The sequence below is a fragment of the Rhodococcus sp. MEB041 genome (genome assembly GCF_030208955.1).
GTDB lineage: Bacteria > Actinomycetota > Actinomycetes > Mycobacteriales > Mycobacteriaceae > Rhodococcoides.
Genome location: NZ_JARVSZ010000001.1, coordinates 760,181 through 776,622 on the forward strand (window position 1 = coordinate 760,181; position 16,442 = coordinate 776,622).

A 16,442-nucleotide genomic window follows, 5' to 3' on the forward strand; every position below is an offset into this window, starting at 1 on the left:
CGCCACGACTCGAGAGAGACACACGATGACGCACCGCGCGCCCGTACGCCGCCGACGCACAGTGGGATCCGGTCTCGCCGCGAGTGCGATGGCCGTGGGTGCCTGGGGGCTGGTGACCTGCGCGTCCGTCCTCGTCGCTCCCGCGGCGTCCGCTGCCCCGACATCGGTGAACGACGAACCGAACACGGCGGCGGAGAAGGTCGCCGAGAGCAGGCGTCGCGACGAGTTGTCGCAGAAGGAGCGTGCGGCAGAGGACGCGGAACGCGAACGCCAGGAGAAGGAAGCGAAGCAGGCAGCCGACGACCTCGCGGCGCAGGAAGCCGACGAGCGGAGGGAGCGGCGAGAGGACCAGGCCGCAGCCGTGCAGAACGGCACCGCGCCGGCGCCGGCGCCGTTCGTCTTCCAGCTTCCGCCGCTTCCGTTCGAGATCCCCGGCGTCACGCCGCCCGCCCCGGCGGTCACGGCACCCGAGCCGGTCGCGCCGCCGGTCGACACGGCACCGCCGCCCCCCGGGACGGCCCCGGCTCCGGTGGTGGACGACGTCGCCGACGTCGTCGAGGTCGAGGAGGCTCCCGCGCCGACGCCGGCCGTCACGGCACCTGCCGCGCCGGCACCGGTTCCCGAGCCGGACCCCGCACCGTCGCGCCCCGACCCGACACCGGGTCCCGGCCCCGCGCCGCTCCCCGCCACTCCCCAGGTGCAGTCCGGTGGTCATGGGCCGCACACCGGCCCCGATCCGGATCGCGACCCGATCGATCCTCCGTCGCCGCCTCCCGGTGACGACGACGAGCCCCGTCAGCCGTCGCCGAGAGCTGCGACGATGAGCAACCCGGCTCCGCCGTCGGTGAGCAACCCGGCTCCGCCGTCGGCGAGCGACACCGCGCCGCAGTCGGTGCAGCCGTCCGGAGAAGGTCGGCACGCGGCACCCGACCCGGGCTGGACGAATCCCGTTCCCGGACGCTGACCCGTCACCGACGAAGTACGAGAATGCCGTTCACGTCGGAGACGACCGAGTAACCGTCCGCGAGAGCTGCACTGATCGCCGTGTTGTCGCCCGACTCGTCCTTGGGCCACCCGGCGGGCCGGCCGATGTTCACGACGATCCAGTCCGGTGTCGTGGAATCGGTCTCCCGCTGCGGGAACACCGAGACGGGGTGGTCGGACACGAACTGCGGGACCAGGTTGTTGGAGGCCGACACGCGGTCCCCTGGCGGTATGGATGCCGACACGGCTCTCGCGGTGGTCACCTGCGGGTCGACGCGCCACCCGTCGGCGTCGGCGAGCCGAGCCAGCGGCTGGAAGGGCAGCGCGACCAGAGCGACGGCGGCGACGGCGGCGAGCACCACTCTCTGGGCACGCGGTGACAGGTGCATGTCACGCCGACCGCGGATGAGTGCATCGATCAACGCGGCGAACAGGATCGGCATCAGGATCGCGTTGTAATGGAAGATCGGCTTCCAGAAATTGGTGTTGTCGCTGAGGAACCGCCATGCGACGGTGGGTACTGCCACCAGCGTCAACGGTGACCGCAGTGCTGCGAAGCCGGTGACGGCCAACAGCAGCAGCACGGTCGCGGCGCGCGAGTCCCCGCTGACGAGACCGTGTGTGGTGTCGGCGATGCCCTCACCGAGGGGCGGAAGTTTCGAGCCCTGACCGTAGGCGTCGTCGGCGCTCAGCAGCGGTATGACCACCGTGATGGCCAGCACGATCCACGCCGCGCCCCACGCGGCCGTCGCCAGGCCCAGAATCCGTGTGCGACCCGTGGTCCACCAGGCGATCAGGGCGCCGATCACGATGACGGTCAGCCCCATGTCCTCCTTGACGAAGACGAGCGGGAGCGTCCACGCCACCGCGGCACGCCAGTGCCCCTGGCCGAGCGCTGCCATGGCGAAGGCCAGCATCGGGACGCCGAAGGCGATCTCGTGGAAGTCGAAGTTCAGTGCCGACTGCAGGCCCCACGACAGTCCGTAGCCGAGGGCCACCACGATGCCCGCGACGGTGCCGAGGCTGCGGCACGCCCACCGGGAGAGGGGCACGACACCCACGGCGAACAGGACGCCCTGGGCGATCAGCAGGGTCTCGGGGACAGGGGCGAGTCGGTAGAAGGGCGCGAGCAGTGCGGTGATCGGAGAGAAGTGATCACCGAGCGTGTTGTAGCCCGTGCCCAGCAGATCCGACGTCGGCGCGTCGAGGCGTGCGTACGAGGCGATCTGTTGCACGAAGATGCCGAGGTCGAAACCGGAGGTGCGCAGCTGGTGCTGACCGACCACGGACAGTGCGCTGTAGAGCGGGGCGAGAAGGAGGAAGGCGATCGCCGGGACCGCGATGTCCGCGCGGCGGGCGCGACGCAGCATCTCCTGCGGTCGGCGCGCCCCGCCGGACGGGGCGGCCGCTGCAGTCTCCGCAGAAGGTCTGGTTGCCGTCACAGGAGATAATTTCTACACGAACTTCGTGTGATCAGGCTGTGAACGCGAGGTGCGGCCGCCCCGGCTCAGCACGTCAGCGGCTCACCGCCTTGGTGTAGCGGTGGATGGCGAACGGTACGAAGACGATCAGGATGAGGATCGACCATCCCACCGTCGCGAGCACCGGGTGCTGGAGTGGCCACGCGTCCGGAGGCGGCATCGTCGGGTTCGTGTTCCCGAACAGCACCCGGCTCGCCTGCGTGATGGCGGAGACAGGATTCCACTCGGCGATGGGTTGCAGGATCCCGGGCAGATCCTGACTCTGCACGAACGTGTTGGCGATGAACGTCAGCGGGAAGATGACGATGAAGCTGGCGTTGTTGAACACCTCGGGCGTCCGGATCCACAGCCCGATCACCGCCATCACCCAGGACAGTGCGTAGGCGAAGAGCAGCAGCAGACCGAATCCTGCCGCGGCCTCCCAGAACGACGACCGGATGCGCCAGCCGACCAGCAGACCGGTCAGGGACATCACGACCAGGCTGATGACGTTGATGACGATGTCGCTGCTGGTCCGTCCGACGAGCACCGCGGACGGAGCCATGGGCAGGGAGCGGAAGCGGTCGATGATGCCCTTCTGCATGTCCTCCGCGAGCCCGAGGCCGGTCCACGTGGACCCGAAGATGACGGTCTGCGCGAAGATGCCGGCGATGAGGAACTCGCGGTAGGACATGCCGGGGATCTCGATGGCCGACCCGAAGATGTACGCGAAGACCAGGACGAACATGATCGGCGACAGCAGCGTGAAGACGATGAGGTCGGGGACGCGCTTGATCTTGATGAGGTTGCGTCGGGCGATGGTCGCGCCGTCGCTCAGCGCCGTGGTGGGTGAGTTCATCGGGCCGTCTCCTGTCCGCTGGGCTGCTGATCGGCCGCGTCGGGCCGGGTCGACGTCTGGCCGGTGAGAGTGAGGAAGACGTCGTCGAGGCTGGGCTTGCCCAGCGAGGCGTCGGCAGGGGTGACGCCGTTCTCGCGGAGCAGGACCAGCGCGTCGACGAACGTGGTGGTCCCGTCGTCCGCACCGACCGTGAGCCGCCGGGACGCGGCATCGGAGGTGACCTGACCCGGTGCGAAACGCTCCATGACGCCCTGCGCCGTCGTCAGATCGCCGTCCGTGTCGAAGGCGAACTCCAGCCTGGCTCCGCCCACTCGCGACTTCAGTTCGTCGGCGGTGCCGCGCTCGATGACGCGACCACGATCGATCACCGCGATCTCGTCGGCCAGCTGATCCGCTTCCTCGAGGTACTGGGTGGTGAGGAGCAGGGTCGTCCCGCCCTGCACCAGTTCCTCGATCACCGACCACAGCTCGAGGCGGGCACGAGGATCGAGCCCGGTGGTGGGCTCGTCGAGGAAGAGGACCGGTGGATCGGCGACGAGGGCGCCCGCCAGGTCCAGGCGTCGGCGCATCCCACCCGAGTAGCCCTTGACCGGCCGGTCGGCCGCCTCGACGAGGTCGAACCGTTCGAGCAGTTCACGTGCCCGATCACGGCTGCGCTTCTTCCCGAGGTGGTACAGCCGACCGACCATGTCGAGGTTCTCGAAGCCCGTCAGATACTCGTCCACCGCGGAGTACTGCCCCGAGACGCCGATGCGTGAGCGGAGTTCCGCCGCGTCGGCGACGACGTCGAGGCCCGCCACCCGTGCGGTGCCGGCGTCGGCCCGCAGCAGTGTGGTGAGCACGCGGATGGTGGTGGTCTTCCCGGCTCCGTTGGGCCCGAGCAGTGCCATGACCGTGCCCTCGGGCACCTCGAGATCGAGACCGTCGAGTGCGTCGACGCCCCCGTACCGTTTGACGAGGCCGACCGCGCTGATGGCGGTGGCACCCGAACTGCGTGAGGCCATGAGACTTCCCTTCCGGACGTGACACGACGATGCGCCCGTCGGATGTGACTCGGCCGAGCGTCGGAACTCATCACAGCACGCAGGTACGACACGGTCGGGTTTCCGCGGAGTCCGCATCGGCTACTCCCTGTGCAGGTGACGCGCGGCCCGACTCGGTCGGCGCGCACGGCTCATGAAGAGGGGTACAACGTGTCCGAGTACGACTACGTCATCGTCGGTGGAGGAATGGTGGCCGACAACGCCGCCAAGGGGATCCGCGAGCACGACGAGAACGGCAGCATCCTCGTCGTCGGCTCCGACGTCGACGGTCCCTACACCCGCCCCGCGCTGAGCAAGAAGCTGTGGACCGACGCGGAGTTCACCACCGACGAGGTGCCGTTGGGCACCGAGGAGACGGGTGCGACGCTGGTGCTGTCGACGACGGTCACGTCGATCGATCGCGACGCCCGCACGGTGACCACCGACAAGGGGGACACCCACCACTACGGATCGCTGTTGCTGGCGACCGGGGCGACCCCGACGACGCTGGACCTGCGTCCGTCCGAGCGGGTCGTCTACTTCCGCACCTTCGCGGACTACCGGCGCCTGCGGGCGCTGGCGACGGAGGGCACCCACATCGTCGTGGTGGGCGGTGGTTACATCGGCACCGAGATCGCCGCGGCGCTCGCGCAGAACAAAGTCACCGTCACCCTGGTGAGCAGTGACGACGTGGTGGGCGGCCACATGTTCCCCGCGGACCTCGCGTCGGTGTTCCAGCAGGACTTCGAGGATCACGGCGTCACGGTCCGCACGGGTGTGAAGGTCGACTCCGGTGCGCAGCAGGGCAATGCGGTGTCGCTGACCCTCAGCGACGGTTCCACGATCGATGCCGACGCGGTGGTCTTCGGGCTCGGCGTGACGCCGAACACCGACCTCGCGGAGAAGTCGGGGCTCGACGTCGACAACGGCATCGTGGTCGACGAGTTCCTGCGCACGGCGGACGAGCACGTCTACGCCGCGGGCGACGTCGCCAACTACCCCGACGCGATCCTGGGCCGTCGTCGCATCGAGCACGTGGACAACGCCAACAGCATGGGAAAGACGGTCGGCAAGATCATGGCCGGCTCCACCGAGCCGTACACGTACACGCCGTACTTCTACTCCGACGTGTTCGACAACGGTTACCAGGCGGTGGGCACGATGAGCACCGACCTCAGGACGGTCGAGGACTGGAAGACGCCGGGCAAGGAGGGCGTCGTGTACTACCTCGACGACGATTCCGTGCTGCGCGGTGTGCTGATGTGGAACGTGTGGGAAGGACTCGACACCGCGCGCGAGATGCTGAAGAGCGGCGAGAAGCGCGACGACGAGTCCCTGCTCGGCGCGATCTGACGACCACCCCTCACCCCGCCGCGTCGGCGGGGTGAGGGCGTCTCAGTACTGCACCAACGGGTCCGCGCGCCGCAGGTCCTCCACCGAGACCGCGCGGCCCGCGGCGTCGGCGAGGGGAACGCGCCAGTTCCGATACTGGGTCTCGTCGGTTCCCGGCTGGTTCTGGATGCGGTGCTCGCCGACCATGTCCACCAGTGCCACTCCGATCAGCAGGGACGGGCTGCGCTGGATCAGCCGGTACAGCGCCGCGACCGTCTCCCCGGTGGACGCACCGTCCGCGAGCAGGCCACGCTCGCGCGCGAGGTCCAGTACGGACTCACGCTGTTTCTCGTCCTGCGCACGCTCCTCGTCGACGGCTCTCTCGAGGAGGCCGAGCCGCGATCGCAGATCGATGTGCTCACCCGCCAGGTACCCGGCGGTGGGCGGCAGGTCGTGGGTGGTCACCGAGGTCAGGCACAGCTCGCGGTACTTCTCCGGGGCGATGGGGCCGTCGTCGTCCCGCTCGAACCACAGGATGGACGTGCCCAGCACGCCCCGCTCGGCCAGGTAGTCCTGAACGACGGGTTCGAAGACGCCGAGGTCCTCACCGATGACCACGGCGCCGGCCAGTTCCGCCTCGAGCGCGAGGATGCCGATGAGCGCCTCGTGGTCGTACGTGACATAGGTGCCGCCCGCGGGAGTCTCGGCATCGGTGGGGATCCACCAGAGCCGGAACAGTCCGAGGATGTGGTCGACCCGCAGCCCGCCCGCGTGCTTGAGCACGGTGCGCAGCATGTCGCGATACGGTGCGTACCCGAGTTCGGCCAGCCGGTCGGGCCGCCAGGGTGGCTGGTTCCACTGCTGCCCTAACTGATTGAAGTCGTCCGGGGGAGCGCCGACGGTCACGCCCTCGGCCAGTGCGGAACCCAGGGACCAGGCGTCGGCACCCGAGAGCTGCACTCCCACAGCCAGATCGTGCACGACACCGATGGCCATTCCGGCCCGGTGCGCGGTGGCCTGGGCCTCGGCCAGTTGCTCGTCGCAGATCCACTGGAGCCAGCTGTGGAACTCGATGCGATGCGCGAGTTTCGCCTGCTGCCGCTGGACCCACGGCGTGCCGGGGGCGGCGGCCTTCGTCTGCCATCGCGTGTCGTCCGGCGACAGCTTCTCCGTCAGTGCGCACCACGTGGCGAAGTTGTGCAGGCCCACGCCCTCCGCGGCGCGGAACTCGTCGAACGCGGCCTGGCGGGACGCGCTCCGCGGAACGAGGAAGATCGCTTCGAGCGCACGGAGTTTCGCGCGCAGAGACTTGTCCCTGTCCAGATCGTCCGTGCGACCGTCGGCGCGGTGCAGTCGGCGCGCGGTGTCGCGGATGCGGGCATACCTGTCGCGCGGCAGCATCGCTGTCTCGCGGATGTTCTCGACGCGGATGTAGAGCGGATTGAAGAATCGACGGGTGGTCGGCAGATAGGGCGAGGCCTCGATCGGTGGCCGCGGCGCCGCGGCGTGCAACGGATTGACCAGGACGTAGTCCGCTCCGTGCTCGCCGCCCAGGATCGCCGCCATGTCGGCCAGATCGGCCAGATCGCCGATGCCCCACGACTGTGCGGACCGGATGGAGTAGAGCTGCGCCAGCACGCCCCATCGTTGACGATCGGACAGTGCCTCGGCGGTGGACAGACGGGCCGGCGTGACGACCAGCGTGCACGACGCCTCGAGACCGTCGTCCCCCTCCGCGCGCAGCATGTGCCATCCGAGCGGGAGATCGACCGGGACGGCGAACGTGGCTCGGCCGACGAGGGCGCCGTCGATCGCGCGGGGATCGACCCAGACGTCCTGCTGAGCCGCCTCGCGCGTGCCGCCGTCCTCGAGCTCGACGGTGACCGTCACGGACGTCCCGTGCGGCACGTGGACGGGAACGTGGTGGTCCTTGCCGGACGTGACCACGACGACCGCCGGCACGGTGCGCCGCCAGGGTGCCTCGTCGTGATCGACGATCGCGGTCTCGATGTCGTCGTCGCTGTCGACGGGCACGTCGAGCGCCGTCAGGACCGAGCGGAGGGTGGATTCACCGACGTCGCGGCGGGCCTTGTCCCACCCCTCGTACGACGTGGCGACGCCGTGGAGCCCGGCGAGGTGGCGTAGTCGTTCGATGTTCGTCACGCTTCGATGGTAGTGCCGCGCGGGGGTGGCCGCGGACGTGAGAACCGTGTCCCGACTCGATCTGGAACACTGGTGGCACCTGCAGAATCGGTGGGGGAGGTGGAGAACGGTGACGAGTGACCCCGCGGACGTGCGTGCCCGTCGAGCGGACACCGTGCGGACCATCGCCGAGTCGACGCGCATCGAGTCGGACCGGTCCGGACGCGCTCACGAGCCGCTGTCCGACCGCGCCGCGCTGCTCGTCGCGCTGGGTCGTCTCGACGAGGAGACGCGCGGCATCGCGCTCGCGCGCCTGCGCGCCGGCCGGAAGTTCCCCGCACTGGGCGGATTCGGCACCCTGCGGCTGATCACGGAGGAGCTGCACTGGATCGACGGTCGCACGGCCGTACTGCGCACCGGGCCCACGCGCCTGGCTCTGCTGCAACGGCACGTGCTGCTCGAACGTCGACTGGGGTCGTACCGCACGCGGTTCGTGATGAGTTCCGGTCACTACGCGTCGGGGGTCCGCGCGATCCGCCGGGAGCGGCGCGAGGGCATCCACCTCGACGTCGACCAGCGCACCGCCCTCTTCGAGGCGTTGCGGCACACGCCGACTCCGCTCGGTGTCGGACCGGGTCCACTCTCGCGAGCCCGAGGGATCCTCGGCGGCGCCGCGGCGGAGCGCCTCGACACGCTGCACGCGCGGGGCGCCGACGTCGTCCGCACCCTGGCGGGCACGGACGCGGATCGGTTCGCCGATCGCTACGACACCCTGCTGTTCCTCGCCGGGATGTACCACGACCGGATCCTCTCCTCGCGGATCTGGCGCTCGGACCTGTTCGCGGTGGCCCGGGCGCAGCTCGACCCGGGAACCGAACTGGTGCAGATCGCGGTGGACGTGGTCGCACTCGCCCAGTTGGACGCGGAACTCACCGCGGCCTTCGAGGCGCAGGGGGACACGGTGGACGAGGAGGGTCGACGCGAGGTGCTCGTGCGCCGAGCCGATCTCATCCCGGTGTGGGATCAGGTGATCGACCGGGTCGCAGCGTTGTCACGCGTGGTCGACGAGATCGCGGTGGCGGAGATCGAGCACCGGAGCCTGGACGCCGTGCAGCGCACCGTGGGCCTCGACCAGCGCATCGACGATCTCATCTCCCGGTCCGGTACGCGGGAGATCTCGGCCGACAACACCCATTCGGTGTCCGATCAGATCTCGCGGGACACGCTCTGACGTGCGCCCGTGCCTTCGTCCTGTTTGGAACGAGTCGGATCGGTGAAAGCACGGTAGTACGCGGTCGACCTCTGAGCGCGTGACCCGCGCCGGAAGGACGACCTCCATGCCAGCAGTACTCGAACGCGCCCGTATCGTCGCGCCACCGGGATGGAGCCGCTGGCTCATTCCGCCGGCCGCCCTCGCGATTCATCTCGCGATCGGCCAGGCCTACGCGTGGAGCGTGTTCAAGGCCGCCATCTCCTCCGACACCGCCATGGGACTGAGCGGGACGATGACCGCGATCCCGTTCCAGCTGGCCATCGTCATGCTCGGCCTCTCCGCAGCCGTGCTCGGGACGAAGGTGGAGACGCACGGTCCGCGGTGGGCCATGACGATGTCGCTCCTCTTCTTCTGCTCCGGGCTGCTCATCTCCGCCCTCGGCATGAGCCTCGACCAGTTCTGGTTGGTGATCGTCGGATACGGACTCGTCGGCGGCATCGGCCTCGGCATCGGGTACATCTCCCCGGTCTCCACGCTGATCAAGTGGTTCCCCGATCGCCCGGGCATGGCGACGGGTATCGCGATCATGGGATTCGGCGGCGGCGCCCTGGTGGCCTCGCCCCTGACCACCAAACTCCTGTCCGCGTACGGCGGCAACACCGATGCCTCGATCGCCACGACGTTCCTCACGCTCGGCCTCGGCTACGCCGTCTTCATGGCGCTCGGCGTCGTGCTGATCCGGGTTCCCGCCGACGACTGGAAGCCGGCCGGGTGGACGCCACCGCAGACCCCGGCGGGTCAGCACACCGCACGCGTGTCCGCGGCGAACGCCGTCAAGACCCCGCAGTTCTGGTTGCTGTGGATCGTGTTGTGCTTCAACGTCACCGCCGGCATCGGCATCCTCGAGCGCGCCGCGGGCATCTACACCGACTTCTTTCCCGACCCCACCGCCCCGGAATCCGTGGTGGCAGCGGCCGCTGGCTTCGTCGCGTTCCTCTCGCTGACGAACATGCTCGGCCGGTTCGTGTGGTCGTCGGTGTCCGACCTGGTGGGTCGCAAGAACATCTATCGTCTCTACCTCGGTGTGGGCGCGCTTCTCTACCTGTACATCTCGCTCTTCACGAACACGAACAAGGTCTTGTTCCTCGTCAGCGCGATGGTGATCCTGTCGTTCTACGGTGCAGGCTTCGCCACGGCGCCCGCCTACCTGCGTGACCTGTTCGGCACCTATCAGGTCGGTGCCATCCACGGACGACTGTTGACGGCCTGGTCGGTCGCGGGCGTGCTCGGACCACTGATCGTCAACGCGATCGCCGACCTCGGCGAGGAGGGAACCACCGGACGGTACGTTCCCGCGTTCGTGACGATGATCGTCCTGCTGTCCATCGGCTTCGTCGCGAACGAACTGATCAAGCCCGTGGATCCGAAGTACTCGGAGCCGGACCCGGAGGCGACGACGCCGGGCACTGCGACCGACGAGGGTACGAACGACAAGAACGAGGCGACGGTATGAGCGAGACGAAGCAGGGCGCGCGTGTGCCCGTCGTGGTGGTGTCCTGGCTGTGGGTCGGGGTTCCCTTCGCCTGGGGTGTCTACGAGCTGATCCTCAAGGCCAAGAACCTCTTCGGTGCGTGATCGGAGCGTAGATCTCTGGCCTCGCCCGCCTGTGCTGCCGCGCCCCGTGATCATGGACCAGCGGTGGGAACGCCTCGTGTTCCTGCACTGGCGTGTCGCCCCGGACGTCGTCGCGCCGTTGCTGCCTCGCGGCATCGTCCCCGACACGATGGACGGGTACACCTATGTCGGACTGATCGGCTTCGAGATGGTGGGGGCCGGGTTGGGGTACGGCCGACCGGTACCGCGACTCGGAACCTTCGGCGAGATCAACGTGCGGCTCTACAGCCGCGACGGTGACGATCGCCGAGGGGTCGTGTTCCGTTCTCTCGACGCCACCCGTGCCGCAGTGGTGCTGGCCACGAACGCGGCGGGGGTGCCGTATCGCTGGTCGCACATCGACATCGTCGACGACGGTGATCCTCGGAACCGGGTCGTCGGCTACCGCTCTCGGCGACTGGCACCGCCGCACCGTGGTGCGACGACCGACTTCACCGTGTCCCCCGGCGACACCGACATGTCCGACGATCCGCTGTCGGTGTTCCTCACCGCTCGGTGGGGGATGCACACGTCCGTCGCGGGCCGACCCGTCTACGTCCCCAACACCCACCGCCGGTGGCCGCTGCGCGCGGCGACCCTGGTGCGCTGCGACGACCAGCTCATGGCCGCGGCGGGCGTGGGGGACCTGGCCGCCCGCCCGCCGGACTCCGTGCTGTATTCCGACGGTGTGCGAACGCAGTTCGGGCGTCCCTACGCCGCGACACCGGTACGCGACTAGATCAGTCCGTGGCGCGGCGGGTGCGCCCCGGTGAGCGCGTACCGGCCGACGTGTTGAGTCTTCCATCGCACAGGGTCGTGGAGCGTGTGGGTCCTCGCGTCGCGCCACAGCCTGTCCAGCCGTAGAGAGGCTGCGGCACTGCGAGTTCCGCCCGCGTCGAACAGTGCCGTGGTGGCGTCGAGGGACGCACGCGCCGAGGCTACCTTGGCCGCTGCTGTCGCGATGGAGGCCGCCGCGGCGCTGTCCGGTGTGAGCTCGCGCTCGGCCACGTCGATCGCCTCGCCGGCCTCGCGCACGAGCGCCTCGGCCCCGCGCACCCCGATCTCCACCTCGCCGAACTGCTGCAGCAGCAACGGATCCCGGTCGGCCGTCGCCACGTCGGCGTCCACCGGAGGGCGAGCGACGACCACGACGTCGCGAGCGGTGTCGACGGCGGCGCGGGCGATGCCGGCATCGATGGCGGCGTGCAGCAGCTGAGCGCGCGCCCCGTAGGTGGTCGCGTCGTCGAAGAGGGCGGAGTACGGCACGAGGGAGTCGGCGGGCACCACGACGTCCGTCAGGGTCACGGTGCCGCTGGCCGTCGTGCGCTGCCCGAGCCCGTCCCAGTCGTCCTCGACGAGCACTCCGGGCGCGTCCGCCGGGATGTAGGCCAGCACCTTTCGGCTCTGATCACCCTGCTCGCCGGGGCCCGCCTGCACGCCGCGGACCACCAACCAGTGTGCGAAGAGCGCGCCCGTCGAGTAGTACTTGGTGCCGTTCAGCGACGAGGTGCCGTCCGGACGGGACGTCACCGTGGTCCGGTCGACCGCGATGGAGGGTGTGCCGCGCTCGCTCTGGGCGTTGGCGAAGCGGCGACCGGCGAGGGCCTCGGCGAAGAAGCGTCGCTGTTGCTCCGTCGATCCCTGTCGCCGCAGCGCGTCGAGGAAGGTCATGTGGCTCTGCGGTATCTGCGCGATGCTGGCGTCCCCGCGAGCGAGCGAGAGGAACACCGAGGCGAGGGTGCGCGCCGAGACCGGCCTGCCGCCGAACTCCGCGGGCACGGTGATGCCCAGCAGGCCCGACGCGGACAGCAGGTCCAGTTCCGGGCCGGGCAGCCGTCGATCGCGGTCACGTTCGATCGCGGACGGGGCGATCTTCGCCCCGAGCGCGGTGGCGACGGCCAGCGCAGCGTCGTCGTCGAGCACTGGCGGCAGGGTCTTCGGGCCGGGTTCGGTGGTCATCGGGCGGGGAGGAACGGGGTGTGGCCGGTGGCGCGTGCCGCGGCGCCGCCGGAGAACAATCCGCGGCTGCGCAGCTGGGGGATGACACCCTCGCCGAACCAGTACAGCTCCTCGAGGTGTGGATAACCGGAGAGAACGAACTCGTCGATGCCGACGGCCGCGTACTCCGCGATGCGATCGGCCACCTCGGTGTGGCTCCCGACGAGGGCCGTTCCGGCTCCGCCGCGCACCAGGCCGACACCGGCCCACAGGTTGGGGGAGATCTCGAGTGCGCGCGGGTCCTTCCAGGACCCGGTCCTGCGGCTCTCCTCGTGCAGGGCGAGCATCGCGCGCTGGCCCACCGACTCGCTCCGCGCCAGGTTGGACTGCGCCGTCGCGACGGCGTCCTCGCCGAGCGCCTCGACGAGCGCGCCAGCCTGTTTCCATGCCTCCTCGGACGTGTCGCGGGTGATCACGTGCAGGCGGATGCCGAAGCGCACGGTGCGTCCGCGCTCGGCCGCGAGTCCGCGGATCCACTCGATCTTCTTCGCCACGGCCGTGGTCGGCTCACCCCACGTGAGATAGACGTCGGAGTGGTCCGCCGCCACCGGGCCCGCAGCGGGAGAGGAGCCGCCGAAGTACAGCGGAGGCGTGGGGTCGGGGAGGAACGGCAGCGACGCGTCCTCGACCTGGATGTGCGTGCCCTGGTGCGTCACCGACTCGCCGCGCCAGAGGCCGCGGACGATGGTGAGGAACTCGTCCGTGCGGGCGTACCGCTCGTCCTTGGACAGGTGATCGCCGTACTGACGCTGCTCGTGAGCCTCGCCCCCGGTGACGACGTTGAGCAGGAGTCGGCCGGGCGCATGGTTGCTGAACGTCGCCGACATCTGCGCCGCGAGGGTCGGGCTGATCAGACCCGGTCGGAAGGCGATGAGGAATGCGAGCTTCTCGGTCTCGCGGGCGAGCATCGCCGTGGTGAGCCACGCGTCCTCGCACCACGCGCCGGCCGGGGTGAGTGCACCGGTGAAGCCGAACTCCTCGGCCGCGCGGCCGATGGACGACAGGTACCCGATGCTCGCGCGACGATCTCCGCCTGCGGCGCCGACTCGCGTGCCGTGTCCGCCGCCGACGATCGCCCTGCTGTCGCCGTAGGTGGGAAGGAACCAGTGCAGGGCGAGAGAAGAGTTGTCGAGGGTCACTCGTCCCACCGTAGGACCGTCGCGGCGCCCCGCGAAGCGTTGGAATCAGGGCGATTCTTGGCGTGTCAGCCCCGTGCCACGAGGAGAGGAACGGTCATCTCGACGTCGGTCAGGGAGCCGTGATGGCCGGGCAGCGCCGACTGGTTCGGTTCGGCCCCGCGGCGGATCAGGGCGCCGTCGCCGAGAGCCAGAGCCAGGACGTCACCGATGCACGCCGCGACGTCGGGGCGCACCGACGGCCCGAACCAGCCCCGGGAGACCGCATCGTCGCGGCCCACCACCAGGTGGTCCGGACCCAGGGTCTCCCGCCAGGCATCGAGCACCGTGGCAGCGGCGCCGGCGTCGGCGAAGACGTGGCGCGCGCGGGGTTCGCCGCAGATCATCCGGACGTCGGCGGTGAGCGCGGGCGTCGCGTCGATGTCCACGCGGGTGCCGATCTGCACCATCCCGTGATCGGCGGTGACGATCAGCGCTGCGTCGGAGGGCAACTCGCCGAGGATGCCGGCGACGATGGTGTCGACCTGAGTCAGCTCGTGGCGCCACGCGTCGGAGTCCGGCCCGCGCACGTGGCCGGTGAGGTCGAGTTCGGACCAGTACGAGTAGACGAGGGACCGCCGGCCGCGCCGCAGCGCGCGCGAGGTCTCGGCGACGAGGTCGCCCGCGGACACCGACGCGGAGAAGTCCCCGCCGCGCAGCACGGCGCGGGTGAGCCCGGACTCGCGCTGGTAGGACGGCGCGATGCGAGTGACGGACACCCCGTCCGCCGCGGCGCGCTCGAACACGGTGTCGCGAGGTTGGAACTGTTCAGGAACGAGCTCGGCGAGCAGATCGACGCGGGGTCCCTGACCGTGCAGACGCCAGTGCAGCGGATTCATCGGACGGTCGAAGCCGGGCACGGCGGTGAGGTAGCCGACGATGCCGTGCTCACCGGGCGTGCGTCCGGTGCCCAGTGACGCCAACGACGTCGCGGTGGTGGACGGGAACGTGGCGGTGACGACCCGCTCGGTGAGCGAGGAGAGTGTCGGCGCTGCCGAGGCGTGCGCCGCCAACTGTCGAGCTCCGAGGCCGTCGATCAGCAGTACGCAGACCCGCCGGACCCCGGACAACCCCAGCCCGACGGTGTCGGACTCACCGGGGACGCCGAGTGCGCCGAGCACCGACGGCAGAAGATCGGACAGGCTGTCGCCGCCGTAGCGCGGAGTGGTCACCACACATCGAAGGCTATCGGCAGCACCCTTCTCGTCAGTCGAAGAGGCTGTCACCGGTTCCGCCGGCGAGGTCGGTCCCGAACAGGTCGAGCTGGGAGCCGGACGACCGCGTCGGTCCGTCGACGCGGTCGGCGGCCAGACGCCGGTGCGCGGAGGTGAGGAGCGCGGAGGTGGTGCGCCAGACCCGCGCATCGAGACCGGCCGACGCGGCGACTCGCGGATCGGTGTCGTCGAGCGTGCGATCGAGGGCGGAGAGCTCGCACTCGCGTGCCACGTCCAGGAAGCGGACGACGCGCGTGCGATCGTGTCCGCACGCGTTCAGCACCTCCTCGACGTCGATGTCGGCGCCGCGCTCCCACACCGCCTCGGCGATCGTGCGCAGTGCCTCGGGAATCACCGGACCGCCGTGCTCGTCCGTCCCGTCACCCGCGTCGTACTCGGGGGTCGGTTCACCGAACGCGTCGAGGTAGGGCCGCGCCCCGAGCCCGGCCCGGAGATGCTCGGCGGCCTCGCCGGCGAACTTCTCCATGACGGCCAGCATGTCGGCCACGTGCTGCGGGACGAACGGCACCACCGTGACGTCGATGGTGGCGACGATGCGATCCTCGTCCAGCAGCACCTTGACGTGCGGCCACCGGCGGTTGACGTCGTTGACGACCGACAGTGCTCGCGCCTCGTCGGTGACGCCGGCCGCGAGCGGCGCGAGGATCTGTACGAACGGCGCCTCCGGGGTGGGGCACAGGTAGAGCCAGGCCGGCCCGAGACGGAACGGGTAGTCGCCGTCCTCGTCGGGGTGCGGCACGAACCCGAGGATGTGCAGGAGCGTCTGCTCGATGATCTCGAGACGGGCCTCGGGACCGGACGTGCGGACCGGCCGCAGCGGGTCGAACGGGACAGGGTCGGACGGCGGCGCGTCCTCGGGGTCCGTGGACGACGCGCCGAACCGGTCCTCGATCACGGGGCCGCACAGGTCGCCGTCCAGCTCGAGGAACGACGGGTGCGGGACACCCCACACCGAGTGCAGGACGCGGACAGCGGCGTCGGCGAGTTGGTCGGCGTAGCGCCGCGGGCGATCGACGAACCAGTTCACCGGCTCGTCGTCGCGGCGCGTGGTGTGAGGGAGCGACGGCGGCGGGGCGAACCCGAACTGCTCCAGCAGTGCGCGCCCTTCGGACGTCCACCGGCGGTGCTCGGCGAGGTACTCGTCCGCGAGCACCTCGCACCGGACCGTCTCGTCGTCCCATCCGTAGAACTGCAGGCAGGGCGGAACCGGATCGGAGCCGGCGTGCGGGCACGCGAGCACCAGTGAGTGTCCCGCCGGCATCCCGTCGAGGTGATCGGCGAGCAGGGTGCGGAACCGGCTCCAGGCGGCCTCGGGCGAGAGGTCGACACTGTTCAGGTCGTTCATGGGGCGACCGTAACGCGGCCCACC

The 16,442-nt window shown here is 69.9% G+C and carries 14 protein-coding genes; 6 read left to right on the forward strand and 8 right to left on the reverse strand.

The window, feature by feature from the left end:
• The first annotated feature begins 25 nt into the window (after positions 1-25).
• Positions 26-964: a hypothetical protein gene (locus QRN16_RS03560; RefSeq protein ID WP_285184641.1), complete on the forward strand. Its 939-nt coding sequence runs from the start codon at positions 26-28 to the stop codon at positions 962-964.
• 4 nt (positions 965-968) lie between these two features.
• Here the strand turns inward: QRN16_RS03560 and QRN16_RS03565 are convergent, their stop codons facing one another.
• From QRN16_RS03565 to QRN16_RS03575, 3 genes are all read right to left on the reverse strand, one after another.
• The gene (locus QRN16_RS03565; protein ID WP_222632764.1) at positions 969-2,426 is read right to left on the reverse strand and encodes a DUF2079 domain-containing protein; all 1,458 of its coding nucleotides are present in this window, start codon (positions 2,424-2,426) and stop codon (positions 969-971) included.
• A 73-nt stretch (positions 2,427-2,499) separates the two neighbouring features.
• Positions 2,500-3,303 carry an ABC transporter permease gene (locus tag QRN16_RS03570; protein ID WP_027504944.1) on the reverse strand — a complete coding sequence of 268 codons (804 nt, stop codon included), beginning with the start codon at positions 3,301-3,303 and terminating at the stop codon, positions 2,500-2,502.
• Complete coding sequence (locus QRN16_RS03575) at positions 3,300-4,307, reverse strand: daunorubicin resistance protein DrrA family ABC transporter ATP-binding protein (protein WP_027504945.1); 1,008 nt, start codon at positions 4,305-4,307, stop codon at positions 3,300-3,302. Before QRN16_RS03575 ends, QRN16_RS03570 begins: the two co-directional genes overlap by 4 nt.
• 189 nt (positions 4,308-4,496) lie before the next feature.
• On the opposite strand from QRN16_RS03575, the gene QRN16_RS03580 reads away from it, so the two are divergent.
• The gene (locus tag QRN16_RS03580; protein WP_285184642.1) at positions 4,497-5,678 is read left to right on the forward strand and encodes an NAD(P)/FAD-dependent oxidoreductase; all 1,182 of its coding nucleotides are present in this window, start codon (positions 4,497-4,499) and stop codon (positions 5,676-5,678) included.
• Between the two features lie 42 nt (positions 5,679-5,720).
• Here the strand turns inward: QRN16_RS03580 and malQ are convergent, their stop codons facing one another.
• Positions 5,721-7,820, reverse strand: coding sequence for a 4-alpha-glucanotransferase (gene malQ / locus QRN16_RS03585; protein WP_285184643.1), 2,100 nt, complete (start codon positions 7,818-7,820; stop codon positions 5,721-5,723).
• A gap of 109 nt (positions 7,821-7,929) precedes the next feature.
• Here malQ and QRN16_RS03590 point away from each other — a divergent pair, with 109 nt between their 5' ends.
• The 4 genes from QRN16_RS03590 to QRN16_RS03605 all read left to right on the forward strand — a co-directional run bounded on the left by QRN16_RS03590 (position 7,930) and on the right by QRN16_RS03605 (position 11,404).
• Positions 7,930-9,030, forward strand: coding sequence for a hypothetical protein (locus QRN16_RS03590; protein WP_222632761.1), 1,101 nt, complete (start codon positions 7,930-7,932; stop codon positions 9,028-9,030).
• 106 nt (positions 9,031-9,136) lie between these two features.
• Positions 9,137-10,525, forward strand: a complete 1,389-nt coding sequence (locus tag QRN16_RS03595) for an OFA family MFS transporter (protein WP_051613185.1) — start codon at positions 9,137-9,139, stop codon at positions 10,523-10,525.
• The gene (locus tag QRN16_RS03600; protein ID WP_261770158.1) at positions 10,522-10,647 is read left to right on the forward strand and encodes an MFS transporter small subunit; all 126 of its coding nucleotides are present in this window, start codon (positions 10,522-10,524) and stop codon (positions 10,645-10,647) included. The genes QRN16_RS03595 and QRN16_RS03600 overlap by 4 nt, the downstream gene beginning before the upstream one ends.
• 52 nt (positions 10,648-10,699) lie before the next feature.
• Positions 10,700-11,404: a YqjF family protein gene (locus QRN16_RS03605; protein ID WP_056448558.1), complete on the forward strand. Its 705-nt coding sequence runs from the start codon at positions 10,700-10,702 to the stop codon at positions 11,402-11,404.
• On the opposite strand, the gene QRN16_RS03610 is transcribed toward QRN16_RS03605, so the two are convergent.
• The 4 genes from QRN16_RS03610 to QRN16_RS03625 all read right to left on the reverse strand — a co-directional run bounded on the left by QRN16_RS03610 (position 11,401) and on the right by QRN16_RS03625 (position 16,418).
• A complete protein-coding gene (locus QRN16_RS03610) occupies positions 11,401-12,624 on the reverse strand; it encodes an SfnB family sulfur acquisition oxidoreductase (RefSeq protein ID WP_285184644.1) in 1,224 nt (407 codons plus the stop codon). The two genes, QRN16_RS03605 and QRN16_RS03610, sit on opposite strands and share 4 nt — an antisense overlap.
• Complete coding sequence (locus QRN16_RS03615; protein ID WP_285184645.1) at positions 12,621-13,802, reverse strand: LLM class flavin-dependent oxidoreductase; 1,182 nt, start codon at positions 13,800-13,802, stop codon at positions 12,621-12,623. Before QRN16_RS03615 ends, QRN16_RS03610 begins: the two co-directional genes overlap by 4 nt.
• Before the next feature lie 65 nt (positions 13,803-13,867).
• Positions 13,868-15,013 (reverse strand): alkaline phosphatase family protein, encoded by a 1,146-nt coding sequence (locus QRN16_RS03620; RefSeq protein ID WP_222651206.1) that lies wholly within the window; start codon positions 15,011-15,013, stop codon positions 13,868-13,870.
• 31 nt (positions 15,014-15,044) lie between these two features.
• Positions 15,045-16,418 carry a TY-Chap domain-containing protein gene (locus QRN16_RS03625; RefSeq protein WP_222651204.1) on the reverse strand — a complete coding sequence of 458 codons (1,374 nt, stop codon included), beginning with the start codon at positions 16,416-16,418 and terminating at the stop codon, positions 15,045-15,047.
• Between the last annotated feature and the right edge of the window lie 24 nt (positions 16,419-16,442).